At 39.1% G+C, this 26,844-nt stretch carries 26 protein-coding genes and 1 tRNA gene; 15 read left to right on the top strand and 12 right to left on the bottom strand.

Going from position 1 to position 26,844, the window contains the following annotated elements; translation table 11 throughout:
* Positions 1–47: 47 nt before the first annotated feature.
* A complete protein-coding gene (locus I7H67_RS03875; protein ID WP_198307122.1) occupies positions 48–566 on the top strand; it encodes a hypothetical protein in 519 nt (172 codons plus the stop codon).
* A gap of 79 nt (positions 567–645) precedes the next feature.
* Here the strand turns inward: I7H67_RS03875 and I7H67_RS03880 are convergent, their stop codons facing one another.
* The 4 genes from I7H67_RS03880 to gatC all read right to left on the bottom strand — a co-directional run bounded on the left by I7H67_RS03880 (position 646) and on the right by gatC (position 4,709).
* A complete protein-coding gene (locus I7H67_RS03880) occupies positions 646–1,224 on the bottom strand; it encodes a DJ-1/PfpI family protein (RefSeq protein WP_198307123.1) in 579 nt (192 codons plus the stop codon).
* Positions 1,225–1,393: 169 nt separating this feature from the next.
* Positions 1,394–2,863 carry an Asp-tRNA(Asn)/Glu-tRNA(Gln) amidotransferase subunit GatB gene (gene gatB, locus I7H67_RS03885; RefSeq protein ID WP_151822737.1) on the bottom strand — a complete coding sequence of 490 codons (1,470 nt, stop codon included), beginning with the start codon at positions 2,861–2,863 and terminating at the stop codon, positions 1,394–1,396.
* Positions 2,863–4,341 carry an Asp-tRNA(Asn)/Glu-tRNA(Gln) amidotransferase subunit GatA gene (gatA, locus tag I7H67_RS03890; RefSeq protein WP_198307124.1) on the bottom strand — a complete coding sequence of 493 codons (1,479 nt, stop codon included), beginning with the start codon at positions 4,339–4,341 and terminating at the stop codon, positions 2,863–2,865. Before gatA ends, gatB begins: the two co-directional genes overlap by 1 nt.
* 53 nt (positions 4,342–4,394) lie before the next feature.
* Positions 4,395–4,709, bottom strand: coding sequence for an Asp-tRNA(Asn)/Glu-tRNA(Gln) amidotransferase subunit GatC (gene gatC, locus I7H67_RS03895; RefSeq protein WP_000107699.1), 315 nt, complete (start codon positions 4,707–4,709; stop codon positions 4,395–4,397).
* Positions 4,710–4,842: 133 nt separating this feature from the next.
* Here gatC and I7H67_RS03900 point away from each other — a divergent pair, with 133 nt between their 5' ends.
* The 6 genes from I7H67_RS03900 to I7H67_RS03925 all read left to right on the top strand — a co-directional run bounded on the left by I7H67_RS03900 (position 4,843) and on the right by I7H67_RS03925 (position 9,664).
* Positions 4,843–5,883 (top strand): rod shape-determining protein, encoded by a 1,041-nt coding sequence (locus I7H67_RS03900; RefSeq protein ID WP_004789315.1) that lies wholly within the window; start codon positions 4,843–4,845, stop codon positions 5,881–5,883.
* Between the two features lie 16 nt (positions 5,884–5,899).
* Positions 5,900–6,757, top strand: a complete 858-nt coding sequence (mreC, locus tag I7H67_RS03905) for a rod shape-determining protein MreC (protein ID WP_004789316.1) — start codon at positions 5,900–5,902, stop codon at positions 6,755–6,757.
* Positions 6,744–7,235: a rod shape-determining protein MreD gene (gene mreD, locus I7H67_RS03910; RefSeq protein WP_192455324.1), complete on the top strand. Its 492-nt coding sequence runs from the start codon at positions 6,744–6,746 to the stop codon at positions 7,233–7,235. The genes mreC and mreD overlap by 14 nt, the downstream gene beginning before the upstream one ends.
* Positions 7,223–7,783 carry a Maf-like protein gene (locus tag I7H67_RS03915; protein WP_049838059.1) on the top strand — a complete coding sequence of 187 codons (561 nt, stop codon included), beginning with the start codon at positions 7,223–7,225 and terminating at the stop codon, positions 7,781–7,783. Before mreD ends, I7H67_RS03915 begins: the two co-directional genes overlap by 13 nt.
* A 113-nt stretch (positions 7,784–7,896) precedes the next feature.
* Positions 7,897–9,351, top strand: a complete 1,455-nt coding sequence (gene rng, locus I7H67_RS03920) for a ribonuclease G (RefSeq protein WP_004789319.1) — start codon at positions 7,897–7,899, stop codon at positions 9,349–9,351.
* A 139-nt stretch (positions 9,352–9,490) separates the two neighbouring features.
* Positions 9,491–9,664, top strand: coding sequence for a PA1571 family protein (locus I7H67_RS03925; protein ID WP_002116397.1), 174 nt, complete (start codon positions 9,491–9,493; stop codon positions 9,662–9,664).
* A gap of 27 nt (positions 9,665–9,691) precedes the next feature.
* Here the strand turns inward: I7H67_RS03925 and I7H67_RS03930 are convergent, their stop codons facing one another.
* Together I7H67_RS03930 and I7H67_RS03935 are read right to left on the bottom strand one after the other, a co-directional pair.
* Positions 9,692–11,077 carry a WS/DGAT/MGAT family O-acyltransferase gene (locus I7H67_RS03930; RefSeq protein WP_005309889.1) on the bottom strand — a complete coding sequence of 462 codons (1,386 nt, stop codon included), beginning with the start codon at positions 11,075–11,077 and terminating at the stop codon, positions 9,692–9,694.
* A 171-nt stretch (positions 11,078–11,248) separates the two neighbouring features.
* On the bottom strand, positions 11,249–11,983 hold the full coding sequence (locus tag I7H67_RS03935; protein ID WP_004789321.1) for a phosphoadenylyl-sulfate reductase: 735 nt from the start codon (positions 11,981–11,983) through the stop codon (positions 11,249–11,251).
* 184 nt (positions 11,984–12,167) lie between these two features.
* Here I7H67_RS03935 and thrH point away from each other — a divergent pair, with 184 nt between their 5' ends.
* Entirely contained in the window at positions 12,168–12,785 is a 618-nt protein-coding gene (gene thrH, locus I7H67_RS03940) for a bifunctional phosphoserine phosphatase/homoserine phosphotransferase ThrH (protein WP_198307125.1), read from the top strand.
* Positions 12,786–12,843: 58 nt separating this feature from the next.
* On the opposite strand, the gene I7H67_RS03945 is transcribed toward thrH, so the two are convergent.
* Both I7H67_RS03945 and I7H67_RS03950 read right to left on the bottom strand, forming a co-directional pair.
* Positions 12,844–14,355 carry an OmpP1/FadL family transporter gene (locus tag I7H67_RS03945; protein ID WP_198307126.1) on the bottom strand — a complete coding sequence of 504 codons (1,512 nt, stop codon included), beginning with the start codon at positions 14,353–14,355 and terminating at the stop codon, positions 12,844–12,846.
* A gap of 599 nt (positions 14,356–14,954) precedes the next feature.
* Entirely contained in the window at positions 14,955–15,653 is a 699-nt protein-coding gene (locus I7H67_RS03950) for an NAD(P)H-dependent oxidoreductase (protein ID WP_198307127.1), read from the bottom strand.
* A 156-nt stretch (positions 15,654–15,809) separates the two neighbouring features.
* Here I7H67_RS03950 and I7H67_RS03955 point away from each other — a divergent pair, with 156 nt between their 5' ends.
* Positions 15,810–16,835 (top strand): AraC family transcriptional regulator, encoded by a 1,026-nt coding sequence (locus I7H67_RS03955; protein WP_198307128.1) that lies wholly within the window; start codon positions 15,810–15,812, stop codon positions 16,833–16,835.
* Positions 16,836–16,877: 42 nt separating this feature from the next.
* Here I7H67_RS03955 and I7H67_RS03960 read toward each other — a convergent pair whose 3' ends face one another.
* The gene (locus tag I7H67_RS03960) at positions 16,878–17,870 is read right to left on the bottom strand and encodes a fatty acid desaturase family protein (protein WP_198307129.1); all 993 of its coding nucleotides are present in this window, start codon (positions 17,868–17,870) and stop codon (positions 16,878–16,880) included.
* A 105-nt stretch (positions 17,871–17,975) separates the two neighbouring features.
* Positions 17,976–18,776: a PaaX family transcriptional regulator C-terminal domain-containing protein gene (locus I7H67_RS03965; protein WP_198307130.1), complete on the bottom strand. Its 801-nt coding sequence runs from the start codon at positions 18,774–18,776 to the stop codon at positions 17,976–17,978.
* 347 nt (positions 18,777–19,123) lie between these two features.
* Between I7H67_RS03965 and I7H67_RS03970 the strand changes: the two genes are divergently transcribed.
* The 4 genes from I7H67_RS03970 to hchA all read left to right on the top strand — a co-directional run bounded on the left by I7H67_RS03970 (position 19,124) and on the right by hchA (position 23,123).
* Entirely contained in the window at positions 19,124–19,942 is an 819-nt protein-coding gene (locus tag I7H67_RS03970) for an undecaprenyl-diphosphate phosphatase (RefSeq protein WP_016137097.1), read from the top strand.
* A gap of 157 nt (positions 19,943–20,099) precedes the next feature.
* Positions 20,100–20,996: an AraC family transcriptional regulator gene (locus I7H67_RS03975; protein WP_198307131.1), complete on the top strand. Its 897-nt coding sequence runs from the start codon at positions 20,100–20,102 to the stop codon at positions 20,994–20,996.
* 32 nt (positions 20,997–21,028) lie between these two features.
* The gene (locus I7H67_RS03980; RefSeq protein WP_198307132.1) at positions 21,029–22,039 is read left to right on the top strand and encodes an NAD(P)H-quinone oxidoreductase; all 1,011 of its coding nucleotides are present in this window, start codon (positions 21,029–21,031) and stop codon (positions 22,037–22,039) included.
* A 208-nt stretch (positions 22,040–22,247) separates the two neighbouring features.
* The gene (gene hchA / locus I7H67_RS03985; protein WP_198307133.1) at positions 22,248–23,123 is read left to right on the top strand and encodes a glyoxalase III HchA; all 876 of its coding nucleotides are present in this window, start codon (positions 22,248–22,250) and stop codon (positions 23,121–23,123) included.
* 13 nt (positions 23,124–23,136) lie between these two features.
* Here the strand turns inward: hchA and I7H67_RS03990 are convergent.
* A tRNA-Arg gene (locus tag I7H67_RS03990) sits at positions 23,137–23,209 on the bottom strand.
* Between the two features lie 309 nt (positions 23,210–23,518).
* Between I7H67_RS03990 and I7H67_RS03995 the strand changes: the two genes are divergently transcribed.
* Complete coding sequence (locus I7H67_RS03995) at positions 23,519–23,773, top strand: TIGR03643 family protein (RefSeq protein ID WP_003655360.1); 255 nt, start codon at positions 23,519–23,521, stop codon at positions 23,771–23,773.
* A gap of 100 nt (positions 23,774–23,873) precedes the next feature.
* Here the strand turns inward: I7H67_RS03995 and I7H67_RS04000 are convergent, their stop codons facing one another.
* Positions 23,874–25,253: an amino acid permease gene (locus I7H67_RS04000; RefSeq protein ID WP_004789335.1), complete on the bottom strand. Its 1,380-nt coding sequence runs from the start codon at positions 25,251–25,253 to the stop codon at positions 23,874–23,876.
* Between the two features lie 378 nt (positions 25,254–25,631).
* On the opposite strand from I7H67_RS04000, the gene prpF reads away from it, so the two are divergent.
* Positions 25,632–26,819 carry a 2-methylaconitate cis-trans isomerase PrpF gene (prpF, locus tag I7H67_RS04005; RefSeq protein WP_198307134.1) on the top strand — a complete coding sequence of 396 codons (1,188 nt, stop codon included), beginning with the start codon at positions 25,632–25,634 and terminating at the stop codon, positions 26,817–26,819.
* Positions 26,820–26,844: the final 25 nt, after the last annotated feature.

Genomic DNA, 26,844 nt, shown 5'->3' on the forward strand with positions numbered 1-26,844 from the left:
ACTAGCTCTGTGATACAAAGAACAGATTGTTTATTGGAGCTAGACCCATGTCACGTCAAGTTTATGCGATTGCTCGCCGTAAGTTTTCACATTTGAGCCGTTCAGTTTGTATGGCAGCTGCTGTACTGGGTACAACCCAAATTACGATGGCTGGTCCAACGGTTGATCAGTTAAGTGACTGTTTAGTTAAGGCTACAACGGCTTCAGACAAGACCACGGTGCTTCAATGGACATTTACGGCTTTAGCTGCCCATCCTGATTTAAAAGCATTTAGTAATGTAACGCCTGAGCAAAAGGATCAGTTAGATCAGAAACTGGCGCAGGTTTTACAACGTGTGATTGTGGAGCAATGTTCTACCCAAACTAAAGCTGTGATTCAGGCTGAAGGTGTTAAGGCGGTTGGAGAAGCTTTCCAGCAGTTAGGCCAAAGTGCTGGTGAAGATATTGTTAAAGATCCCGCAGTTAAACAGCAACTGCAGGGCACATTGCGCTATATCGATTTAAATAAATTAGTGACTACGTTTTTAACACCAGAGATTTGGAATAAGTTGGGAATCACAAGATAAAAAATCTTTTTTCTATTTTAGTAATAAAGCCTGCTATTTAATCAGCAGGCTTTATTTTAATTAGGATGAAGAGGTCTATTTAGATCGTAATCTTAGCGCCTAAAACTTTTACAAATTGTGCTAACCAAGCTGGATGTGCAGGCCAAGCTGGGGCAGTCACCAAATGACCATCTGTAACTGCTTCAGTCACAGCAATATCTGCGTATTGTCCACCTGCCAATTTTACTTCGGCAGCACATGCTGGATAAGCTGAGCAGAGGCGACCTTGTAATACATCTGCCGCTGCGAGTAACTGAGCGCCATGGCATACGGCTGCAATTGGTTTTTTCACTCTATCGAATTCACGTACAATTTCGACAACGCGATCATTCATACGTAAATATTCGGGTGCACGACCACCCGGAATGACTAGGCCTAGATAGTCTTCGGTATTAACGGCATCAAAATCATAGTTAATTGCAAAGTTGTGGCCTCGTTTTTCGCTATAAGTTTGTTCGCCTTCAAAATCATGAATAGCGGTTGCAATATGATCGCCGTTCTTTTTATTCGGGCAAACAGCATGCACGGTATAACCTAAACCAGTTAAGAACTGAAAAGGAACCATAGTTTCATAGTCTTCGGTATAGTCACCGACTAACATTAAAATCTTTTTAGACATGATTAATCTCTCTTTTTAAAATATAAGTTATCTAAATTCTTAATTTAAATTAGCACAGTCACTGAGTAATTCTTTAGGAAAAAAGTGCATTCTTTAGTCGAAGGATGCTTTAGATGGATATAAAAAAGCCCCGATAAATCGAGGCTTTTTGTTGAGTTGGCTAGTCAAATTAACCAATTAATTTTTTCATTAATTCATTTACTTGAGCAGGGTTGGCTTTACCCTTAGAAGCCTTCATGACTTGACCAACAAGACCGTTAAAGGCTTTTTCTTTACCAGACTTATACTCTTCAACCATTTTTTCATTAGCTGCAAGTACTTCTTTAATGATTGCTTCAATTGCACCTGTGTCGGTTTCTTGCTTTAAGCCTTTTTCAGCAATGATTTCATCGGCAGATTTACCTTCCGATTCCCACATAAAGCCAAAGACTTGTTTAGCAATTTTACCGCTAATGGTGTTGTCAATAATACGTGCAATCATGCCGCCAAGCTGTTCAGCAGAAACAGGTGAGTCAGCCAAATCTAGGCCCGCTTTGTTTAATGCGCCTGAGAATTCGCCCATTACCCAGTTTGCAGATACTTTACCTTGCGCAGCACCGCCCGCAGCAGCCACAACAGCCTCATAGAAGTCTGCCATTTCGCGTGAGAGCGTAAGTACATGTGCATCGTATTCAGTTACACCAAAGTCTGCGATAAAGCGTGCGCGGCGTGCAGCAGGCAACTCTGGAAGTGCAGCGCGAGCAGCTTCGATTTGCTCATCTGCAATAATCACTGGTAACAAGTCTGGATCTGGGAAGTAGCGGTAATCGTTCGCTTCTTCTTTAGAGCGCATTGAACGCGTTTCCATTTTGTTTGGATCGAACAAACGAGTTTCTTGGTCAATACTTCCACCGTATTCCAAAATTTCCATTTGGCGTTCAATTTCAACATTGATCGCTTGTTCAATGAAACGGAATGAGTTGAGGTTTTTAAGCTCACAGCGCGTACCAAACGGTTGACCCGGACGACGTAAAGATACGTTACAGTCCGCACGGAATGAACCTTCAGCCATGTTACCGTCGGAAATACCTAACCACCGCACAAGGGTGTGAATTGATTTGATATATGCCACTGCTTCTTCAACTGAGCGCATGTCTGGCTCAGAAACGATTTCAAGTAAAGGTGTACCAGCACGGTTTAAGTCAATCCCAGACATGCCTTCAAATTGGTCATGAATAGATTTACCCGCATCTTCTTCAAGGTGAGCACGAGTTACACCAATGCGTTTTGTTGTGCCATCTTCAAGTTGAATGTCGATATGACCCAAGCCAACAATTGGATTATCCATTTGGCTAATTTGGTAGCCTTTTGGAGAGTCTGGGTAGAAGTAGTTTTTACGTGCAAACACAGAGGCTTGGTCGATGTATGCATCGATACCCAAACCAAAGCGGATAGCAAGATCAACCACTTTTTCATTCAAAACAGGGAGTACACCTGGCATTGCTAAGTCGACAAGGCTCGCTTGTGTATTTGGGTCTTGACCAAATTCAGTCGATGAACCTGAGAAAATTTTAGAATTGGTTGCAAGCTGAGTGTGAATCTCGATACCAATAACGACTTCCCAACCGTCAATCAATTTCAACTTTTGAGCTTCAGCCATTATGCATTCTCCTCAGCAATTGCCGCACGTTGAGTATGGAAATCGGTGTTTTGTTGGTATTGATGAACAATCGACAACAATTGTGATTCTGACCAGTAGTTACCAATTAATTGTAAGCCTACGGGTAAGCTGTCTTTATCAAAACCAACAGGAGCATTAATCGCTGGTAAGCCTGCTAAGTTCACTGCAAGTGTATAGATATCGCCTAAATACATTTCAGTTGGACTTAAGTTCGCACCAATTTTATAAGCAGTTGTTGGTGCAGAAGGGGCAGCAATCACGTCTACATTTTCAAATGCTTTTAAGAAGTCTTGTTGAATTAAACGACGTACTTTTTGAGCTTTCACATAGTAAGCATCGTAATAACCCGCAGAGAGTGCATAGGTACCAATTAAGATACGGCGTTGAACTTCTGGACCAAAACCTTCTGAACGTGAACGCTTGTAAAGATCCATCAAGTCAGCTGGGTTTTCACAGCGGTAGCCATAACGAACGCCATCGTAACGAGACAAGTTAGATGATGCTTCCGCAGGCGCGATGAGGTAATACGTTGGTACATAGGCTTCAGTCATGTTGAGGTCAATCTCAACAAGCGTTGCACCCATTTCTTCAAGCTTTTTCAATGATTCTTCGACACGTGCTTTTACGTCTGCATCTAAGCCTGCAACGTTAAAGTACTGTTTAGGAATACCAATACGTAAGCCTTTTACAGATGTGCCATTTAAGTTCGCAACGTAGTCATCAACTTCTTTTTTAACCGAAGTCGAGTCTTTTGTATCGTGACCTGCAATTACATTCATCAGGTACGCACAGTCTTCAGCAGAGCGTGCCATTGGACCTGCTTGGTCTAAAGATGATGCGTAAGCAATGATACCGAAGCGAGATACACGACCATAGGTTGGTTTTAAGCCTGTTAAGCCACAGAAAGAAGCAGGTTGGCGAATTGAACCACCTGTATCTGTACCCGTAGCGAAAGGCGCTAAATCAGCCGCTACAGCCGCAGCAGAACCACCTGATGAACCACCAGGAACATGGTCAAGCGCCCATGGGTTACTTGTTGCGCCAACATATGAGCTTTCTGAAGTTGAACCCATTGCAAACTCGTCCATGTTCACTTTACCTAAAGTGACAAGACCAGCAGCTTTAGTTTTTTCAACAACAGTTGCATCGTAAGGAGAGATGAAGTTATCAAGAATTTTTGAACCAGCAGTTGTTTTAATGCCTTTGGTACAAAAAATATCTTTATGAGCAAGTGGAATACCCGTTAGAGCAGTTGCATTACCTGCTTTTAAAGCAGCATCCGCAGCGTCAGCTTCCGCGAGCGCCTGTTCAGGTGTAACCGTCACATAGCTTTTTACCAGTGGGTCAATTTTAGCAATACGTTGCAAATAATGTTCAGTCAGTTCGCGAGATGAAAACTTCGCTTGGCTTAAGCCCTCAGCAAGTTCACGAATTGATAAGCGATGTAAATCAGTCATGAGTAAAATTTCTTTACATTCAAAATAGGGAAGATGGGTTAATTGAGTAAAAGTTATTCAATCACGCGAGGAACAAGATACAAACCATCTTGAGTTGCAGGTGCAACTGCTTGGTATTCATCTCGATGATTGCTTTCCGTTACCACATCAGCACGTAAAGGTTGAGGATTGTCAAAAGGGCTTTTCAAAGGTTCTACGCCTTCCGTATCAATGCCTTTTAAGGTTTCCATCATGCCTAAAATTTTATTTAGACTTTGAGCATATTCAGCAGATTGCGTATCATTGAGCGACAATCGAGCAAGATTGGCGATTGCTGAAACTGTTTGTGCATTTAAATCTGCTGAATGCTGTGCATCCGATGTAGACATAACATCACCTAATCAGTATTAAAAATTTTCAAAATATCGTGCGTTATAATAAGCGATTGACTTGTTCAAATCATCACATTTAGTTTAAAGTTGCCACCTTGCATCCACATGAAAGTTTAACTGAGAACGAACCGTGATTCTAAAACGACTAATTGGCTTGTTTTCGCCGGATCTAGCCATTGATTTAGGTACAGCAAATACACTTATTTATGCACCAGGCCGCGGCATTATATTAAATGAACCAACAGTTGTGGCAATTCGTCACAGTGGTTCACAAAAAATTGTTGCTGCTGTAGGTCTAGATGCTAAGCAAATGCTGGGCCGTACGCCTGCGAATATTTCTGCAATTCGTCCAATGAAAGACGGTGTAATTGCGGATTTTGAAGTGACTGAAACCATGTTGAATCAGTTTATTGGTAAAGTTCACGAAAAACGTTTGTTCCCACCTGCACCTCGTGTAGTTGTATGTGTACCATGTAAATCAACTTTGGTCGAGCGTCGTGCGATTCGCGAAGCAGTATTTAATGCTGGTGCCCGTGATGTTCGTCTCATTGAAGAACCTATGGCTGCTGCAATTGGCGCAGGTATGCCAGTTGAACAAGCATGTGGTTCTATGGTTGTGGATGTTGGTGGTGGAACAACTGAAATTGCAATTATTTCATTGCAAGGTTGTGTCTATGCTGACTCTTTACGCATCGGTGGCGATGTTTTTGATGAGCAAATCATCAATTATGTTCGTAAAGCTCACGGTTGTGTAATTGGTGAAACCACTGCTGAAATTATTAAAAAAGAAGTAGGTATGGCTGTTTCTGATGGCACAACATTAGAAATTGAAGTACGTGGTCGTAACCTTGCAGAAGGTGTGCCTCGCGCAATTACTGTAACTTCTGACGAAATTACTCAAGCAATCTCTGATCCATTACAAAATATTGTAAGCGCAGTAAAATCTGCACTTGAGCAAACTCCTCCAGAACTTTCTTCTGATATTGCCGAGCGCGGTATTGTGTTGACAGGTGGTGGTGCATTACTTCGTAACCTCGATAAATTATTAGCTCAAGAAACTGGTTTACCAGTTGTGGTTGCTGAAGATCCTCTTACTTGCGTGACCCGTGGTGGTGGTAAGGTATTGGAATTCTTCGACAACCCGAACCATGACATGCTTTTTGTTGGTTAAGTTTAAGGATTAGGCGGTGCAACCGAATATTTTTTCAAGACAGCCGCCATCTTTCCGCTCGTTCATTATTGCGGTCATTACATGTTTGGTTGTGCTGTTTTTTGATTGGCGCATGCCGTATGTAATTCAGCCAGCAAGGGATGTCTTGTACGCTGCATATAACCCAATTTATGCATTGGCTAGTTATCCAGTACTGTCGAGAGAATGGCTGAATCAACAAACAAAATCTGAAGCACAACTGCGTCGTGAAAATACTGCGATGCAGGCTGAGCTTTTACAAGCTCAGGTTCGTTTACAGAAGCTTTCTGAACTGTCAGCTGAAAACACCCGTTTGCGAGGTCTTCTTGATACTCCATTAATTATTGATGGACGTATGGAGATCGCTGAAGTAATTGGGACAGATGCAGACCCATTACGTCATATCATTATTGTTAACCGTGGCTCTATGGACCATCTTAAGGTCGGTCAAACGGTTCTGGATGATAAAGGAATTATGGGACAGATCATTAATGTATATCCTCATAGCTCACGTGTAATGTTGTTATCAGATAAAGAACATTCACTTTCAGTACGTCTTGAGCGCACTGGAATGCGGGCAATTGTTTCTGGTACTGGTGATTTGGGTCGTTTGAAAATGGAATATGTCCCGACGAGTGCGAATATTCAAGTGGGTGATAAAGTGTTTAGCTCAGGTTTGGGTGAACATTTCCCAGCAGGGTACGCAGTGGGTACAGTTGCCAAAATAAGACGTCATAATTCGGGCGAGTTTGCAGAAATTGATGTTACACCAGCCGCACAATTAGCAACAGGTCATCATGTAGTCGTACTTTTCTCTGATTCTTTAGCGAAGGAGCAACCATATGCCGATCGCTAAATTGAAACGAGAAAAACGAAACGATCCATTATGGGGAATTATCCTCTCTGTAATTGTCGGCTCCGTGCTCATGGTTTACCCGCTATCCTACGATATTTCAGGTTGGCGCCCATTATTCATGTTAATGATTATGCTATTTTGGGTGGTATGTCAGCCAACATGGTGTGGGGTCTGGTTTGCATTTGGAATGGGGATTTTTACAGACCTTTTGCTTGATGCGCCTTTAGGCCTTAATGCTTTAAGTTTTGTAATTGTGACTTTTCTTACCCGTTTTTTAATTCGCGAGCGCCGTATTTTAACCTTTGGTAATTTATGGACAATTGCAACTCTGGTCATTATTGCTCATTTAGTGTTTATGTGGGTAACGCAGACCATGGGTGGAATTCATTTTTCGATTGCTAGACATTGGCAACCATTGATGACAAGTATCATCACTTGGCCAATCGTCTATTATTGTTTGGCAAAATGGCGCATATAGTTTTAGCATCTAGCTCTCCTCGTCGGAAGGAGCTATTGCAACAACTGGGTTTGGATTTTGAAATCTATAGTCCGGATATTGATGAGTCCGTTCATGAAAATGAGCTGGTTCATCATTATGTTGAACGGTTAGCTAGAGAAAAAGCACAAACTGTATTGAAGCTTTTTCCAGACGCAATCGTTATTGCTGCCGATACAAGTCTTGGGCTTGATGGCCAAATTATTGGTAAGCCTGAATCGAAAAATCATGCCTTTGAAATCTGGAAACAATTATCTGGACGTTGGCATGATGTGTTTTCTGGATTATGTATTGCTACGCAACAAAAAATGTTAAGTCAGGTGGTGCAAACTCAAGTTGAGTTTCAGCCTCTAACTACGCAAGATATGGAAGATTATTGGGCTACAGGTGAGCCTGTGGGGAAGGCCGGTGGATATGCAATTCAAGGGATTGCTTCTCAATATATTCCCCAAATTCAAGGAAGTTATAGTAATGTGGTAGGACTTCCTTTATACGAATTTGCACAGTTATTAAAAAGAGTAAAGACATAAGAGGTTGTTATCATTCTTAATTGAATAGCATTGTCGATGAACACTAGGCAAAGTTAAAGTTAACAGCTTCTCTGACTCTTTAATAAAAATTTTATAATGCTTTGAGTTTATGTATGTCAGAAGAATTACTTATTAATGTCACGCCTATGGAGTGTCGGGTGGCATTAATCGAAAATGGAACTGTTAATGAGCTGTATGTCGAACGTACAGTCAAACGTGGTCTAGTCGGCAATATTTACAAGGGTAAAGTCGTGCGGGTGCTTCCGGGCATGCAAGCAGCCTTTGTTGATATTGGTTTATCTCGAACAGCCTTTTTACATATCAATGATATGGTTTGGCCTCGTTCACAACCTACCCCAAATGTTTTTGAACTCTTACATCCCGGGCAAACGCTTACTGTCCAAGTAATGAAAGATATGTTGGGAACAAAAGGCGCGCGTCTGAGTACTGACCTTTCAATCCCTTCTCGTTATCTGGTTCTCATGCCATATGGTAATCATATTGGTGTATCTCAGCGTATTGAATCTGAAGAAGAGCGAGAACGACTACGTAATATTATCGAAGGTATTCAATCTGAACATAATTTGCCGGGTAGCGTGATTGTACGCACAGCTGCTGAAGGCGTAGATGAGGCAGAAATTGCACAGGATATGTGCTATCTGAGTAAATTATGGGAATACATTCAACGTAAACAAATTGATGTTGCTGTTCCTTCCTTAATTTTTGAAGAGCTTCCATTACCTCAACGTATTATTCGAGATTTGGCTAGCGACGAAACTGCAAAGATTTATGTCGATTCGAGAGAGATTCACGCGAAGCTTCTTGAGTTTGTTGAAGAATTTGTCCCGAATATGCAGAGTCGACTCATTCATTATCCGGGCGAGCGACCACTATTTGATCTTTATAATGTCGAAGAAGATATTCAAAAAGCCTTACAAACCCGCGTAGCTTTGAAGTCAGGCGGCTATTTGATGATCGATCAGACTGAAGCCATGACAACGATTGACGTTAATACGGGTTCATATGTCGGTGGTCGTAGTCTTGAGGACACCGTTTTTAAAACCAATATGGAAGCGACTCAAGTTATCGCGCGTCAACTTAGACTGCGTAATTTGGGTGGTATTCTCATTATTGATTTTATTGACATGCAAGAGGCAATTCACCGTGAAGAGGTGATGCGTCAGTTTGAAAAAATGCTTGAGCGTGATCACGCCAAGACCAAAATCACTCAAGTTTCAGAACTTGGTCTGGTCGAAATGACGCGTAAACGAACACGTGAGTCGTTAGAACATTTGCTGTGTGAGTCGTGTCCAACCTGTCAAGGACGTGGTTTTGTCAAAACAGCAGAGACAGTGTGTTACGAAATATTTCGTGAGATATTACGATATACCCGTGCATTTGAGTCAACGAGTGGCTTTACTGTTGTTGCCCATCCTTCAGTGATTGACCGATTATTAACAGCAGAAGCGCCAGCAGTGGCAGATTTAGAGCATTTCATCAATCGTGTCATTAAATTTCAGGTCGAAAATTTATATACGCAAGAGCAATACGATATCATTTTAAGTTAAAGTTGTAACAAGATATCGCTTAATCCTTGTTACAACTGAAATTTTACTTTCATTCATGAATTTTAAATACTACTTACATACAGTAGCCCTAGACGTTCTCCCTATTAAACGTCTTAGCAAACAATAAGAGGTATAACCCATGAATGTAAGTGAAAACTTAATTAGCAACGGTCTTAAACATGTTTTAGAAAGCACGCCAGTAAATAGCTGCTATATGTTGAATGACCAAGGTAAAGAAGTACCGATCACAACTGCAATGATTCGTTCAGTATGTCATCAGTTACTTAACCAGTGCCGCACAATCAAAAAATAAGGGGCCAATTCAAAGCCCCTTAATTTTCTAACTTGCTGAATGATGTTTCAGCTGTTTCTCTGCAATAATTTCTTCAAAACGTTGAATCTCATCTTCTAAGTGAGTCAAAAGGTTTTGCATTTTTGGCAAAGCATTTCGACAAGCGGTTAATCCAACTTCAAGTTTATCTAAATAACTGGTCATGGTAATGTTTAGAGCTTGTCCATCCATGACAATTGAAGCAGGGTAGAGCGCATCTAATTTCGCGCCATTCCAATAAAGCGGCTCACGTGGTCCTGGTACATTAGAAATCACTAAATTGAACGCCTGACGCTTAGGAAGCATTCCTGACATGATGTTTAATCCTGCCGGACCATAAACAACCGCACTATAGTTTAAAATTTCATTCGCAGTCATACGGCTAAAGCGTTGCTTTGAATTTTGCATGCTGCGACGAATGATTTCTAGGCGTTCTAACGGTTGGTCTTTATGAGTTCCTAAATTTGCCAGAATCATGGTAATTCGGTTACTCATGTCAGAATCATCGGTGCGTAATGAAGCTGGCACCATGGCAATAAGTGGTTTCTTAGGTAAGCTATTTTGACTAATCAAATATTCACGTAAAGCACCAGAACATACTGCGAGTACAACATCGTTAATTGTTACGCCTAACACTTTTGAAATCTTTCTAAGACGGCTCAGTTCAAATGATTGGGCTGCAAAACGACGTGAAGCACTGACTCTTTGGTTCAAAATCGACACTGGCGCCTGAAAAGTAGAAACATAATCAGGATTTTTGCCCATTTCTTTAAATATAGTCTGAGATAGCTCTTGCATGACTTTAGGAGCGATATCGAGTTGAGACTTAATGCCTCCTAAAATACTCTTAATCTTACTGGTACTTGGAGTCGGTACTTTTAGTCGTTTAGTTCTTTTGCTCTCAACACACCATAAAGGAACAACATGTTTTTCTTCTGGTGTCTTTGAAAGTGATTTCTCAATCAAACGCATCCCTGCAACGCCGTCGACCATTGCATGATGGATTTTAAAATACATGGCAAAGCGATTGCCTTCGATTCCTTCAATAATGTCACAAGTCCAAAGAGGTTTTGCACGATCAATTAATGAACTATGTTGCTGTGAAATATAAACCAGAAGTTCACGAATACGGCCAGGATGAGGCAGAGCAATGTGGCGAAAGTGATGATCGATATCGAACTCTTCATCTTCATCCCAAAATAAGCCATTTAAACGGTTATTGAACGGAGGAATAGGAATGCTTTTTGAGCGTTTAATATCTTCAACTAAATCATGTACAAAAGTTTCAGGTGCATTTTCAGGAATTTCAAATAAAAATAATCCACCGACATGCATGGGTTGCTGTCTTTTTTCAAGTGACAGAAAAATGAAATCAATTGGGTGTAATGGACGCATAAATCATTGTGCCTCATGCATTTTTCTAAGAAGCCCTTATCTGAGCTCTTATTAGAATTATAGAACCGTAAAATTAAGTATATAGCGTTTAGAGTAGATAAAATATGACTTTGTGTACGGAACATGACATAAAAAAAACCACTGATTTAGCAGTGGTTTTTTGATAACAAATTACTTTTTCATATTACCTGCGTGTAATCCACACTCTTTTTGAGTCGCTTCTTCCCACCACCAGCGTCCTTCACGCTCATGTTGGTTAGGTAATACAGCACGTGTACATGGTTCACAGCCAATAGAAACAAAACCACGTTCGTGAAGAGGGTTATATGGAATTTCCATCATACGGATGTAGCTCCATACTTCAGCACTTGTCCAGTTTGCTAAAGGATTATATTTAATGAGTTGCTTACCTGGACCAGAGAAACCTGCATCAGCTTGTACTACTGGAATTTCTGTACGTGTACCAGGGCTTTGATCTTTACGTTGGCCCGTAATCCAGCCATCTAAAGTCGCAAGTTTTTTACGCAAAGGCTGAACTTTTCGGATACCACAACATTCTTGGTGCCCATCTGTAAAAAAGCTGAATAAACCTTTTTCGTTTACCATGTTTTGAACAGCTTCAGATTCAGGGAAACAAATTTCGATATTGATATTGTAGTGTTTACGGACAGTTTCAATAAATTGATAAGTTTCGGCATGCAGTCGACCAGTGTCAAGACTAAAGACACGGAATGGCTTACCCAAACGTGAAGCAATATCAATTAAGACAACATCTTCTGCTCCCGAAAAAGAAATTGCGATTTCACCTTGCTGGCTTAAGGCAAGCTCTAAAATTTCTCGCGGGCTTTTGGTCGCATATTCGGCTGCAAGAGCATCTACGATATCAATAGTCGGAATAACGGTCATGTGTGTTCCTGGCAAAAGGCTTGGGCGCATTGAGTTATGAAAAATATTCTAATGGATAGTGAATAAAGTGCTTAGCACTTTAATTTCGATCCTTATGAATAAAATTGATTTGATCAATAACAACGCAAAACTGAAAATCTTAGTGGTATGATACAGCAATTTTTAACCAACGTTGGAAGCATTCATGGAAATCGTATGCCTAGATCTTGAAGGGGTTTTAGTTCCTGAAATCTGGATCAATTTCGCAAAAAAAACAGGGATTAAAGAACTCGAAGCAACAACTCGTGATATTCCGGATTATGATGTTTTAATGACTCAGCGCCTTAATATCTTAAAACAACACGGTTTAGGCTTAAATGACATTCAAGAAGTCATTGCCGAGATGGGGCCATTACCTGGTGCAAAAGAATTTGTTGAATGGGTGAGCACACATTTCCAACTTGTGATCTTGTCAGATACGTTTTATGAGTTTGCACATCCATTAATGAAGCAATTAGGATGGCCAACAATTTTCTGTCATAAATTAGAGACAGATGAAGACGGAATGATTACAGCTTATAAATTGCGTCAACCTGATCAAAAACGTGAGTCGGTTAAAGCACTACATGGATTAAATTTCCGTGTAATCGCAGCGGGTGATTCTTATAACGATACAACGATGCTTGGAGAAGCTGATCACGGTTTCTTATTTGATGCACCTGCAAACGTGATTGCTGAGTTCCCACAGTTTCCAGCTATTCACGGATATGATGCCTTGAAAGAAGCAATCCGTTCAGTTTCAAAACGTAGCATTCCAGCATAAGAGATAAATAATATAAAAAGGCGCTTTAAGCGCCTTTTTATATTAATGAGTTTTGAACTTAGAATTTATAACCAAGTTTTAAACCATAAGCGATTGCGTTGTTGTCAGAGAACTCCGCAACATATTCATCACCACCAGCTTGTGCGCCAGTTTGAGCCTTAGCATCGCCTAACCAGAAGTATTTTACACCACCAGCAATAAATGTTTGTGGAGTAGGGCTGTATTGAACACCTAAACCTACGTTCCAGTAACCTTCTGTTGGACCTAGAGTTGTGATTGGGTTGCCTGCACCAGAGTCCCAACCTACAGATACATTACCAGCCCACTTGTCGGTAAGTTTACGACCTACACCAGCGTTCACAGACCATTGGTCATCGGCATATTCAACTAGGTTAAAGCCATTTGGACGTCCAACAAGACCACCTACAGCTTCTGAGACTTTGCCAAATTTATATGGTTGAATTGAGAAATCTTTCCAATTCACCCAACGTACATTGGCAAACGCAACTGTATCAGCCATGATGCCTGTTTGGAAATCAAGGTTAACAGACTGTGGTGTTGTAATTGTAGTTTTACCAGATGAGTTAATTGCTTGAAGTTTAGAAGCTGGAACATCTAAACCAGCAAGTACTGAAGTAAGACCAGGGAAATTTAATATAGATAAATTTTCGTTAATATCCACTTTATGATCAATTTCAGAACGGTAAGTTACAGATGCTTTAAGTGCAATTTCAGGAATTTGATAAGCTGCGCCTGCTAACCAACCCGCGCCTGTTGTTTCTTTAATATTTGCATCATAACCATTATAAAGGCTATAAGCTTGACCTCGTAAACTTACATTACCTTTAATTGTTTGTAATACAGGACCAGCGTAGAAATTAAAGTTTTGAGTCGGTTGGAAACCAAAAACAAAAGATAAGTTTTGTGTATCAACTTTAACTTTAGTTGCGCCTTTACCTAAATAATTATTTGCTGCATTAATAGCAGCTTGGGTGTTTTGTAGTGCTGTTAGTCCTGCACCTACAGTTGTATTTCCACCTTTAGCAACTTGTTGTAATGCGCCTAAGACCTCTGTTTGAGTTGGTTTTGTAGGATCACCACCAGTAGCATTCGTCACAGCTATAAGAGCTGGTGTAAATTCTGATCCAGATGCTTGAATTAATTTATTAATTGAGCTGGTTGCTAAGTCACTTAATGCCTTTTGACTTAAAATAGTATCAGTGCCTGGATTCGAAACGAATACATTATTACCTGAATATTCTGCATCTGCTCCAAATGGTTGATCATAGAGTAGACCGAAAGAGAATTTATCATTGAGTTGTAGTTTTAATGCCGCACTTGGGAAATAATAGTCATTACCCATGTCACTAATATCACGGCGAGTTGCGCTTGATCCTGCTTCTTTACCCGCTACATCTGGGTCTAAAATAGAAATACCAGCTTCAAAATAGTTACCAGGCTGCAAAAATGCAGACATTGATTGTCCAGAGCGATCCAATGCTGCTGCAAAAACCCCAGTTGCAGGCAGCGTTGCTAAAATCATTGCAGTGCTCAGATGTTTTAATTTCATTTTAATCTTTCCTTGAACTTCAAGACATTTTTTTAAAAGTAACAGAGTTAAACCGTTTAAACTGTGTTGCCTTCAAAGCTTCTAATTACAACTTATAAAAGCTTTGATAACTCCATGTAACAAAAATAGCATAATTACAATAAGAGTAAATCTGTTATATGAACTGAAGAGTACTCACTTTTTATACAAATAGTGCCAATAATGAATGAAATATGAAGGAATATTTTCCTTGGTAAATTATTTTAATTGATTGATATTTATATTTTTAATCTATTAGTAAAGAGGTTTGTTTTAGTGACATTTTTGTCACAAATCCAAGAAAAATGGTCAAAGATTTTTTTGTAAAAATATGAATTAATCGATTATGAAATGAGTAGTAGTTGTCATTTTTAGTTGATAAGTCTAGTTTCTCTACATCTGTATATTATTGATTAACTTTTATATTCTTAATTTTATAAAAAAGTTTACCTTAGTTTTTTTACCATTTGATCTATTTTTTTTGCGTTTTTGCCTCTCTGTTCGGGAGTAACTATGAGAGAGAATAGCCAAAAATATAAAGATAGATTCGGCTATTTAATTTTTAGAGCTCAAACACAGCATTAGAGTGGATATAGTTTTTCATCAAATTGCTCAAGCTTAGGAAATTTTAGTGGTTCAAGCTTGTCTAGATGAGTGAGGTAGGTTACGTAGTCGTCGATAAGGGTTTCTCGTGCTTCTTGACTAATATAAGGTACGTGATAAGCAATGAATGGTGGTAAAACTTCAAAACCGGCATATGCCAAAGTACCACGTTGAATCGGTGATAAATAATTTTCAATTGGGCCGTGAATTGAGTTCTCTCCAAACATGTGTGTTCTACCACCGAGTGTTAAGCACAACATCGCTTTTTTACCTGCCATGCCGCCGTGGTCATAAAACCGCTTACCACCATAAAACAAGCCCGAGACGAACACACGATCAATCCAGCCCTTTAAAATTGCTGGAACAGATGTCCAATAAAGGGGGAAATTTAAAATAACTAAATCAGCTTTTTTTACTTTTTCAATTTCTGCTTGAATATCTGGAGCTAATAGTTGATTTTTGCTGGCATTTCTTTGTTCGAGGGCATAGTTAAAATAATCAGGTTGGTTAAGCTCTAGAAAATCCTCTTTGGACGCAACAGGGTTAAATTGCATCGTATATAAATCTGAAATCTCTACTGTGTGCCCCAATTTTTCTAAGGTTTGTTTGGCTGTACTTTTTAGAGCAGCAGTAAAAGACTGGGGTTCTGGATGAGCATGGACAATCAGAATGTTCATAAGGTGACCTGTATTCTTTTCAGAAATTGTGCTGTCTAGTGCAATTCAGCGGATTTTGTTTTGAATAACTATGCATCAATTTAAAAGCATGGCATAGTTCATGAACTGACAGTTTTTACCATTTCGCGCCATTTTATTTTGCTCAATGGGTTGCTCATGAATCCAGATTTACCCGGAACTTATATTAATTTAATCGTCGAGACTGTTAAGCGATGGGATGTCTCTGGCGAGCAACTTTTAGATGGAAGTGGAATAACCTTAGACCGATTAAAAAAGCCCTACTGGTATGTTGAGTTCAACATCTTAAATGAGCTTATTGAACGTGCCATCGAGTTATGCAAAGAGCCAGCATTAGCTGGGCATTTAGCTTTAAGAATGACGGCTTCATGTTATGGTTCAGTCGGAATGGCCGCTATAGTTTCTCCAAATTTAGGGGAAGCGCTGAAAATTCTTGAACAGTTCATTGGCTCACGTTGTAAGGTCTTTAAACCAGAATTAAAACAAGAAAATAATTATGCATGTTGGTCAATTCATCAACCTGTTAATCAATTTCAGCTGAGTCCAAATGCCAACATTTTTTTGTTAATCGGTTTTGTTCAAATTGCAAAAAAATTAACAGGACTTTCTCATTTAGGAAAAGTTGAATTACAAATTCCAGAACCGATAGGTTTTTCCCAAATAAGTCATCAACTGGCTGTCACTTGTTTATTTAATCAAAAGTGTAATTGTTGGATATTTCCAACAGAGTATTTAGCACAGCCTGTATTAACGGCTGATCCAATACTAGCGCCGTTGTTAAATGCACAATGTAAGCGGGATATAGAGAAATTAAAATTAAAAAGTGGCTGGAAAGGGCGAGTCAAACAAGTTGCTGAAAAATTGCTTTTGAATGGGGAGATTGAGGCATTGAAAGTCGGGCAAGTTGCTCAAATCATGAATATGTCAGAGCGAACCCTGCAACGCTATTTAGCTCTTGATCACACTAGTTTTACCTTTTTAGTGGACTCACTGAAAAAAGAGCAGGCCCAGAAACTTCTAGCTCAAAATAATATGTCGATTGAAAAAGTGGCTTTAATGCTGGGTTATGCCGAGACTTCTCACTTTACCCGTGCATTTAAGCGCTGGATGGGTGTTACGCCTAAATATTTCCAAACCCAACAGAAGATGGATGATTTAAGTTAAAAGGCCATAAATTTATGACCTTTCATTTATCATTTGAGTTAATTAAGTAGATTGTTCTGGCTTAGATGAGAGTGATTCAATTACTTCAGAATAGCTAGGTGGTGCTGGAACATGGCCGCGATCTCTCAATAAACGATGCATACGCGGTAGTTTGAAGTAGGGCACCGAAGCCATTAAATGGTGCTCCATGTGGTAATTGACATGAATAGGGGCCACAAAGCTTCTAGCAATCCAACCTGCACGTGTTGTTCGTGTATTGGTTAAAGCGGTATTGCTCGTTTGCATCCCTGCATGTTCGGCCATGGAGCGAATTCTTAAAAATAATGGGAAGGGTGTTAAATAAGCTAGGGGCCATAACCAATAAAACCGTTGTTGACCAAAAGCTTTTAAAACCCGATAAAGAGCTACATTGGTAGCAATAGCTCCGCTACTGTTTTTTATAAGGCTTTTAGCATAGTCAATGAAGTCTTTATTACTTCGGTCTAGCCAGACTTGATCATTTGCAACCGTCCATTTCATTAAATCGAGATCCATTAACACTCGACCAAAGCTAAACTTTAATCCGGTCATACCCGTTAAGTCGCGTAAGAATTTACGAGTAAGAGATTTTTTGCTTACAGGAAAGCCAGAAACTAAAGAAAGATCTGGGTCATCTGGCGTAGAGGTTTTTGCATGATGACGAACATGATGTACGCGATATTTTTGTAGATCATTCCAGATGGGACGGGCGCATAGCCATTCACCGACAAAGTCATTTATTTTTTTATTTTTGAACAAGCTTTTATGCGATGCATCATGCATCAAAATTGCTAGGCATAACTGGCGACCTGCCAATATTGCTAAGGCAAGCATACAAGCAAGTAATTTGCCCCAGCTCGGTAAGTAATCCCACATCATAATTAAACTGGCAAATGTTCCGCCAATAACAGCCCATGTACTTGCAACAGCCCAAGCACCATACGCATCTGAGGGTTGTGTAAGTTCCTGTATTTCTTCTTTGCTAAAGAGATCGGTCACACTGACTTGTGCGTTCATTTTTATTCTCCCAAATCAGATTTTAGTATCCATATTTTATATTACTAATATAATCATAAAACTTTAAAAAGTGTAATATTTGTTTGTAAAAAAATAAATCGCCCTTTAATGGGCTAATTCTTTTTCATAAAGTTTCTGCCAAAGTTTTTGTCCAATCGAATCGAGCTGCTGTACATTCTGAGCAAACTGATTACGGGCATGTTCGTTAACAAATGGAGGGGGCAGCAGAGGATCATTCATGAGTAAGGTAATCGTTTCACGTCCTAATAACAAAGCTTGGGTAGCAGCCTCATTTAAGGGTAAATTTTTATAATTCAAAAGCCATTCTTGGATATCTTGACTATACATCTCATAATTTTCTTCAAGCTGCTTCGTATCCCATAAAGAAGGAATTAACGAAACTGTTTTTGAGTCAAATTTTTGAATAATAGAAATTTTGGCTTCATTTTCAAGGCCAGCTAAAGTGAGTTCTTCACATGTTTTTTCAAAACTATAGGCTAAATTGTCTGGGCGTATATAAATACCAGTTTCGAGCTCTCTAAAGCCAAATTGATGTAAAGCGTGTTCTCTCTTTTTTAAAGCGGTCCGATCTATACGGCCTAATGTCCCCGTAAATACTGCCAGATAATTCTGTTGCCATTCTTTGGTCTGTTTAATGCCATTTTTACGATTCAAAATGACTTTTGCCCATTCTTTTGTTGATGGCGAAAGTTGATAAATACCGCGCTCGACGCTTTCTATCATGCCTTCATTTAATAGCCGAGTCGTAGCAACACGAATACCGTTGTCACTCATATTAAAAAGTTTAGCGGCGATCAATATTTGTTTAATGGTGAGCTGAGGATAAGCGGAGGAAAGAAATAAATCGATAATAAGATGACGTGCATTAATTTTGGTATTTTTCATTCAGATAGAATTTTTGATATGAGTTGCATGTAATAAAAATAATATCATGTTTTTGTAATGTCTTTTTAAGATCATTTTTAGGGTCAATAAGCGTAAAAATCTTTAGCTATAGAATGAGAAATTTTGTAGTTCTTAACAAGTTCATCTTTTTACGATAGTTAACCTAAGATTGTCATGATGATGTGATACATTATTCCCCTTTAAATAAACCGCCTTTTGCTAAGGGCAATAACCACAAATGCTAGAAATGATCTGATATTGGGCATGAACTAGGCCAAAATTATGGTTTATACATGATATAAAACAAATTTTTAGACTTTTCTGGTGATTAACTTTTTGAGCAAGTGATGGAAAATTTTGAAGTTATAAAAGCACTGTTTTTAGGCTTTGTCGAAGGCTTAACTGAATTTTTACCAATCTCGAGTACAGGCCATTTAATTTTATTTGGTCATATTATCGATTTCCATTCAGACGGCGGTCGTGTATTTGAGGTCGTAATCCAGTTAGGTGCTATTTTGGCAGTGTGCTGGTTATACCGACAAAAAATCGTTAACTTGATTAAAGGCTTCTTTAGTGGTGATGTGGAATCACGTCATTTTGCTATCAGTGTGCTTATCGCTTTCTTCCCAGCAGTTATTATTGGGGTTTTGGCAGTAGACTTTATTAAAAGTGTTTTATTCAGCCCAATTGTGGTGGCGATTGCTTTAATTGTCGGGGCACTTATTATTTTCTGGGTTGAATCTAGACAATTTGAACATAAGACACTTGATGCAACCAAAATTACTTTTAAACAAGCGCTTTTAGTGGGCCTTGCTCAATGTGTTGCCATGATTCCGGGAACTTCACGTTCGGGTGCAACAATTGTAGGGGGAATGTTTGCGGGCTTATCACGTAAGGCTGCTACAGAATTCTCTTTCTTCCTCGCTATGCCAACCATGTTGGGTGCTGCAACTTTTGACTTGGTTAAAAATGCTGACGTACTGACCGCTGATAATATGATTAATATTGGGGTAGGTTTTGTTGCTGCTTTTATTGCCGCGTTGTTTGTTGTAAAAGCATTGGTTCTATTTGTAGAGCGTCATACGTTACGCGTATTTGCTTGGTATCGAATTGCACTCGGTGTAATTATTTTGATTGCAGCAATGTTCTTTAATTTATCGGCTTAAATAATCTGATGAAGTGAAAAACCTAGAGTGTTCTAGGTTTTTTTATGCCTAAAAATTGATTTGAATTGCCTATTTATACAAAGTAAACGTAAGACAGATGTTTTCATTTTAGCTTCATTGTTATATTGATTATTAGATTACTTCTCACAATAAAACTATGCCGCAAAAACATCTTACAGAACATTTGGTCGATGCATTTTTGCACTTGGCTCCAGCAGAAGGACTCTATCCTACTTTTATCCCTAACATCACTTTGATGCGTGTAGATCATTCCACACCACCTGTTGCCGTGTTGCAAGAACCCTCAATTGTTTTAGTGATACAGGGATTAAAGCGAGGGTATATTGGTAAAGAAATCTTTCAATTTCAACAAGGGCAGTGCTTATTCATCTCAATTGCAATACCGTTTGATTGCGATACTGTTGTTGAAAATAATGAACCCATGTTGGCGATAGCAATAAAATTTGAACCACCAATGATGACTGATCTCATTACTAAAATGGATAAACAGCTACAAGTGGTTACTGAAGATGCTCACTCGGAAGATTTAAAATTAAGCTGTGGGCTTAGAGTGATTGACATGAATGCGACCATTTCAGAGGTTGCTCTCAGATTGCTCAATTTACTTCGCTCTAAACAAGATACTTTTATATTGGGTGAGCAAGTTAAAAGAGAATTGGTTTATCGTGTGGTGCAGGCCTCAGGTGGCAATCTAGTCGAGAGTTTATCGGCTATAGCAAGTCGTAATGGCGTGATTTACACCATTTGTGAAATTATTCAGCGTGATTATTATCATAACTTAACGGTTCAAGAGTTGGCGAAACAAGCGGGCATGAGCATCTCGCTTTTTCATCAAACTTTTAAAAAGGTGACGAATTATTCGCCCTTACAGTACATCAAAATTACTCGACTACATAAGGCTCGTGAGTTGATCATGAACAATAAAATGGGTGTAGCAGAAGCAGCCTATGAAGTAGGTTATGTCAGTGCTTCACAATTTAGCCGAGAATTTAAGCGACTGTTTGGCGTTCCACCCAAGTCCTCAATTATTTAACGTAGATTAGTATTTTGAAATATAAATCAAACATGGAGTATTTTATGACCCTTCCAACAACCATGAAAATTATTGAAATTACGGCTCCTGGTGGACCTGAGGTTCTAAAAGTTCAAGATGCTAGTCTTCCAGTACCTCAAGCAGATGAAGTCTTAATTGAGGTAAAGGCTGCTGGAATTAACCGTCCTGACGTTTTGCAGCGTATGGGTTTATATCCAATGCCTAAAGGTGTTACTCAAATACCCGGACTTGAAGTCGCTGGTGTTGTGATTGCTGTAGGTGAACAAGTAGATCAATTCAAGGCTGGTGATAAAGTTTGTGCTCTAACAAATGGCGGTGGTTATGCAGAATATTGTGCAGTAACTGCAACTCAAGTATTGCCAATACCTGAAAATTTATCTTTTACACAAGCTGCTGCAATTCCAGAAACATTTTTTACGGTTTGGGCAAACCTATTTGATATTGGCCGTTTAAAGAAAGATGAAACTGCACTGATTCATGGTGGGGCAAGTGGTATTGGAACTACAGCTTTAGCGATTTGCCAAGCTTTAGGAATTAGAACTTTTGCGACCGTTGGTAGTGAAGATAAAGTTGAAGCACTCTCTAGTTTCACCACAGCAATTAACTATAAAACCCAAGATTTTGAGCAAGAAGTTTTGAAACATACTCAAGATCAAGGTGTTGATGTCATTTTGGACATTGTGGGTGGTTCTTATTTCACGAAAAATTTAAATCTATTAAAACGTGATGGCCGATTGGTCATTATTGGTTTTATGGGGGGACGAATCGCAAAAGAATTTGATTTACAAAAACTGATTTTAAAACGTGCCACAATTACGGGTTCAACGATGCGAGCACGTAATAGCCAAGAAAAAGCAGAGATTGCACAATCTTTGCATGAGCATGTATGGCCATTATTGGCTCAAGGTAAATGTTTACCTCAAATCTATAAAACGTATGCTTTTTCAGATGTACAAAGTGCTCACGCATGTATGGAACAAGGTGATCATATTGGAAAGATCGTTTTAGAAATGAATGCGTAACGCCGTAATCATTAAAGTTTGGGCGAACGATAGGTTCGCCTAAACTGAATTTTATAATTCTAGATTCTGCCTATTTCTCTATAAAAATTGCCAAATTCTATTGGCAGATTGCACCAGTTCCATAACTTCACCTATAAATTGAGTAAGAAATAACAATTGGTTCTTACCTTATTATTTCTTTCCATACTGATGAAAAAGGATAGTAACAATGAATACCGCAAATATTGATGATAAAAATCCTACTCCAGATTTGGCTGAAGATAATGCCTTTTTCCCATCACCTTATTCACTGAGTCAATATACTGCTCCTAAAACCGATTACGACGGCACGACTTATTCAGCGCCGTATGCGGGCAATAAAAAAGTTTTAATGATTGCAACTGATGAGCGTTACATTCAGATGCAAAACGGTAAGTTCTTTTCAACAGGCAACCATCCTGTAGAAATGCTTTTACCGATGTTTCATTTAGATAATGCAGGCTTTGAAATTGATGTTGCGACACTGTCTGGGAACCCTGCTAAACTTGAAATGTGGGCAATGCCAAAGCAAGAACAAGTTGTATTAGGTACCTTTCAGAAATATGCAGACAAATTAAAAAATCCATTAAAGCTGGCTGATATTTTAGAAAATGCAGTAGGGGAAAACTCACCATATGCGGCTGTATTTATTCCGGGTGGGCATGGCGTATTGGCTAAAATTCCACATAGCCTTGAGGTGAAAAAAGTCCTTAAATGGGCAGTTGAACAAGATAAATTTATTATTACTTTATGTCATGGTCCAGCTTCATTATTGGCTGCGGCAGTTGATGAACAGCCAGAAAACTATATTTTTAAAGGCTATCAAATTTGTGTATTCCCTGATTCATTAGATAAGGGAGCAAATATTGATATTGGTTATATGCCTGGAGCTTTACCTTGGCTAGTAGGTGAAAACCTTGAAAAACTCGGTGTAGAAATTTTAAATAAGGGCATTACAGGTCAATGTCATAGAGACCGTAAATTGCTAACAGGTGATAGTCCGCTTGCTTCTAATAATTTAGGAAAACTTGCAGCTGAAACATTGTTGGCTGAAGTGAAGGATTAAGTGATGAAATATGTGCGCCCTGCGGGACTCGAACCCACGTCGGTCGCTTAGGAGGCAACTGCTCTATCCAGTTAAGCTAAGGGCGCATAATTTTCTGATTATAAACAAAAAAGCTATTGCGAAGGCAATGGCTTTTTTACGTTTTAGTTATTAAAACTTTTGCCAGAGTGGCCAATAAAGATAAAGTTGAATCATTCAACGGTTTCAAACACTTATATCTGTAGAAAAACAGTTTATAAAGCTAAAAAATCACAAAAAATTCATGTTGATCTTTCTATGATCTGAAGCAAAACACGAAAAGGTTTAAGACAAGCAATCGAGTAGGTGAAGTTATTCCTAGAAGGTTGTTTGTTAAAAATCAGATTTGACTATCGTATAATTCAAAAGGGCATAACATGAAAAAAATTGATGAACAGGACTTATCTAGAATTATTGAAATGGCATGGGAAGATCGCACTCCATTTGAAGCAATTGAGCGAGAATATGGCTTAAGTGAAAGCGAAGTTATTCGTTTAATGAGATACAACCTGAAAACCAATAGTTTTAAACTCTGGCGCAAACGTATGGCAGGGCGTAAAACTAAGCATCAGCAATTACGTTCACCAGAAATTGAACGAGCTTACTGTTCGCGTCAGTATAAATATGCATAACGTCTAGTTTTATTGTCGATGAAATTTTAATTTTATAGCGCTTAATTTTCTAATGATGAATAAAAAAGCCATTGTCGAGACAATGGCTTTTTAGATTTATTTATTCTTCCGGATTCTCAATGGAATCTAGTTTTTTAGGATTTAAATAGTCAAAAAGTACGAGCATTGCCGTAATCCAAATAGGGATCATCATTACTGACTCTTTGAAGCCTTGAGTCCACATAATATAGAGAACCACAGCAATAAACGCTAAAACTAAGTAATTACTAAAAGGTGACCATAACGCTGGAAAAGATGTCTTAATATTGGCGTGCTTAACAAAGCGTCTATACTTCAAATGTGTAATTGATATCATTGCCCAGTTTAGAACAAGTGCACCAACCACAACATACATAAGATGTCCAAGAGCATCTTCAGGCACAAAGTAATTTAAAAGAACGCAACCAAAGATTAATAAAGCAGAAAGCAGAACAGCGGGAATAGGAACCCCCTGTTTATTGGTTTTTGCAAAAACTTTTGGTGCATTCCCTTGTTGAGCGAGACTGTATAGCATACGGCTATTTGCAAACATCCCACTGTTATAAACAGATAGAGCAGCAGTTAAAATAATAAAGTTCAGTAAGTGTGCAGCCCAACCAATTCCCATTTGGCTAAAAATCATAACAAATGGACTTTTGTCGAGACCGCCAAGATCTAATTGGTTCCATGGCACTAATGAAAGTAAGATTGCCAATGAACCGATATAGAAAATCAAGATACGGAAAACGACTTGGTTAATTGCTTTTGGAATGGTTTTTTTCGGATCTTTTGCTTCTGCTGCGGCCATACCAATCAGTTCAATACCACCAAAGGCGAACATCAAGAAAGCCAACATATAGAACAGGCCGCTAAAGCCATTTGGAAAAAATCCACCATGAGACCAAAGGTTACTAAATGAAATGCTTGAACCTACATCTGCTGTAAAGAGCAAATAAAGTCCAAACACAATCATAGAGATAACCGCAGCAACTTTAATAATAGCGAGCCAGAATTCGGACTCACCATAAAATTTGACGTTGGTTAAGTTAATTGCCGTAATCACGACAAAGAAAAATAAGACAGAAGTCCATGCTGGAATATGAGGCCACCAATAATTAATATATTTGGCTACCGCGGTGAGTTCACTCATCGCAACCAGAACATAGAGTATCCAATAGTTCCATCCGGTTAAAAATCCGGGAAATTTCCCCCAATATTTATACGCAAAATGGCTGAACGATCCTGCAACAGGTTCTTCAACAATCATTTCTCCCAAGTGACGCATAATCAAAAACGCGATTAAGCCGCCAATGGCATATCCTAAAATAATGGATGGTCCCGCAGATTGAATCACTTGCGCCGAGCCTAAAAATAATCCGGTACCAATTGCTCCACCCATAGCAATTAATTGGATATGTCGATTTTTTAGTCCTCGTTGCAGTGTAGAAGATTCGTTGGTCAAAGGTCTTCACTCACAATGAATAAGTAAATTATTCTAATAGATGGAGTTATTTTAGCCTAGACTACAAATTAATAAGCTGTGACTGAAAAGTAATAATAAAATATATTTAAAATCATTGGTTTACTTTTAATATTTCAATATAGAGTGAAAAGTGCTCTAAAAAATATAATTTCATATAGACTTTTTTTCTTAGATTTTGCTTAGATTAAGTCATTGCAAGCATATTGCTAAATTCCCAAAATATGCTCGCGTCAATACGATTGATGTATAAAGCAGATCGCTATCTCTTGACCTTAAAACAATTTAAGATGAAGAGAAGGGTAAACAAGAATGCTTGTTTTGATATAGAAGAACATAATAGTAAGGATAACAGTTGATATGAGCTCAGTACCGCAAATTAAAATTCCAGCAACTTATATGCGTGGTGGAACCAGTAAAGGTGTCTTTTTTAAGCTTGATGATTTGCCTGAAAAAGCCCAAGTTGCAGGACAAGCAAGAGATCAGCTCTTACTACGTGTCATTGGTAGCCCAGACCCCTATGGAAAACAAATTGATGGGATGGGCGGAGCCACTTCGAGTACCAGCAAAACAGTTATTCTCGCTAAAAGTACTCAGCAAGATCATGATGTTGATTATTTGTTTGGTCAGGTTTCAATAGATCAGCCTTTTGTAGACTGGAGTGGTAACTGCGGAAACTTAAGTGCTGCGGTTGGCTCTTTTGCTATTTCAAATGGTTTGGTTGATGCAGACCGTATTCCTGAAAATGGCCTATGCACGGTTCGAATCTGGCAAAAGAATATTCAAAAAACCATTATTGCGCATGTGCCTATTACCAATGGTCAAGTTCAAGAAACTGGTGATTTCGAGCTTGATGGGGTGACATTTCCTGCCGCTGAAGTTCAAATTGAGTTTTTAGACCCAGCCGATGATGGCGAAGAAGGCGGTGATATGTTCCCTACAGGGAATATTGTTGATGAATTAGATGTTCCTGATATTGGTCGTTTCCAAGCGACTTTTATTAATGCCGGAATTCCAACCATTTTCTTAAATGCAGAAGATTTAGGTTATCAAGGTACTGAATTACAAGATCATATTAATAGTGATGCAACTGCGCTGGCACGTTTTGAAAAAATTCGTGCGTATGGTGCGGTACAGATGGGTTTAATTAAAGATATTTCAGAAGCGGCTGCACGTCAGCACACACCAAAAATTGCTTTTGTTTCTAAACCTAAAAACTACACCGCTTCAAGTGGTAAGTCAGTTTCAGAGAGTGATGTCGATTTACTGGTTCGCGCTTTGTCGATGGGTAAATTGCACCATGCAATGATGGGAACTGCAGCAGTTGCGATTGGCACTGCGGCTGCCATTCCAGGAACGTTAGTAAACCTTGCGGCTGGTGGCGGCGAACGTGAAGCAGTACGTTTTGGTCATCCATCTGGAACATTACGTGTTGGTGCTCAAGCGGAACTTATTAACGATCAATGGGTCGTGAAAAAAGCCATTATGAGCCGTAGTGCACGTGTGTTAATGGAAGGTTGGGTTCGCGTTCCAGGTGACAGCTTCTAAAAGTCGTTAAGTAAGAAAAAGCCTC

The organism is Acinetobacter sp. ACIN00229, from assembly GCF_016106645.1.
In the GTDB taxonomy this organism is placed as follows: domain Bacteria; phylum Pseudomonadota; class Gammaproteobacteria; order Pseudomonadales; family Moraxellaceae; genus Acinetobacter; species Acinetobacter oleivorans.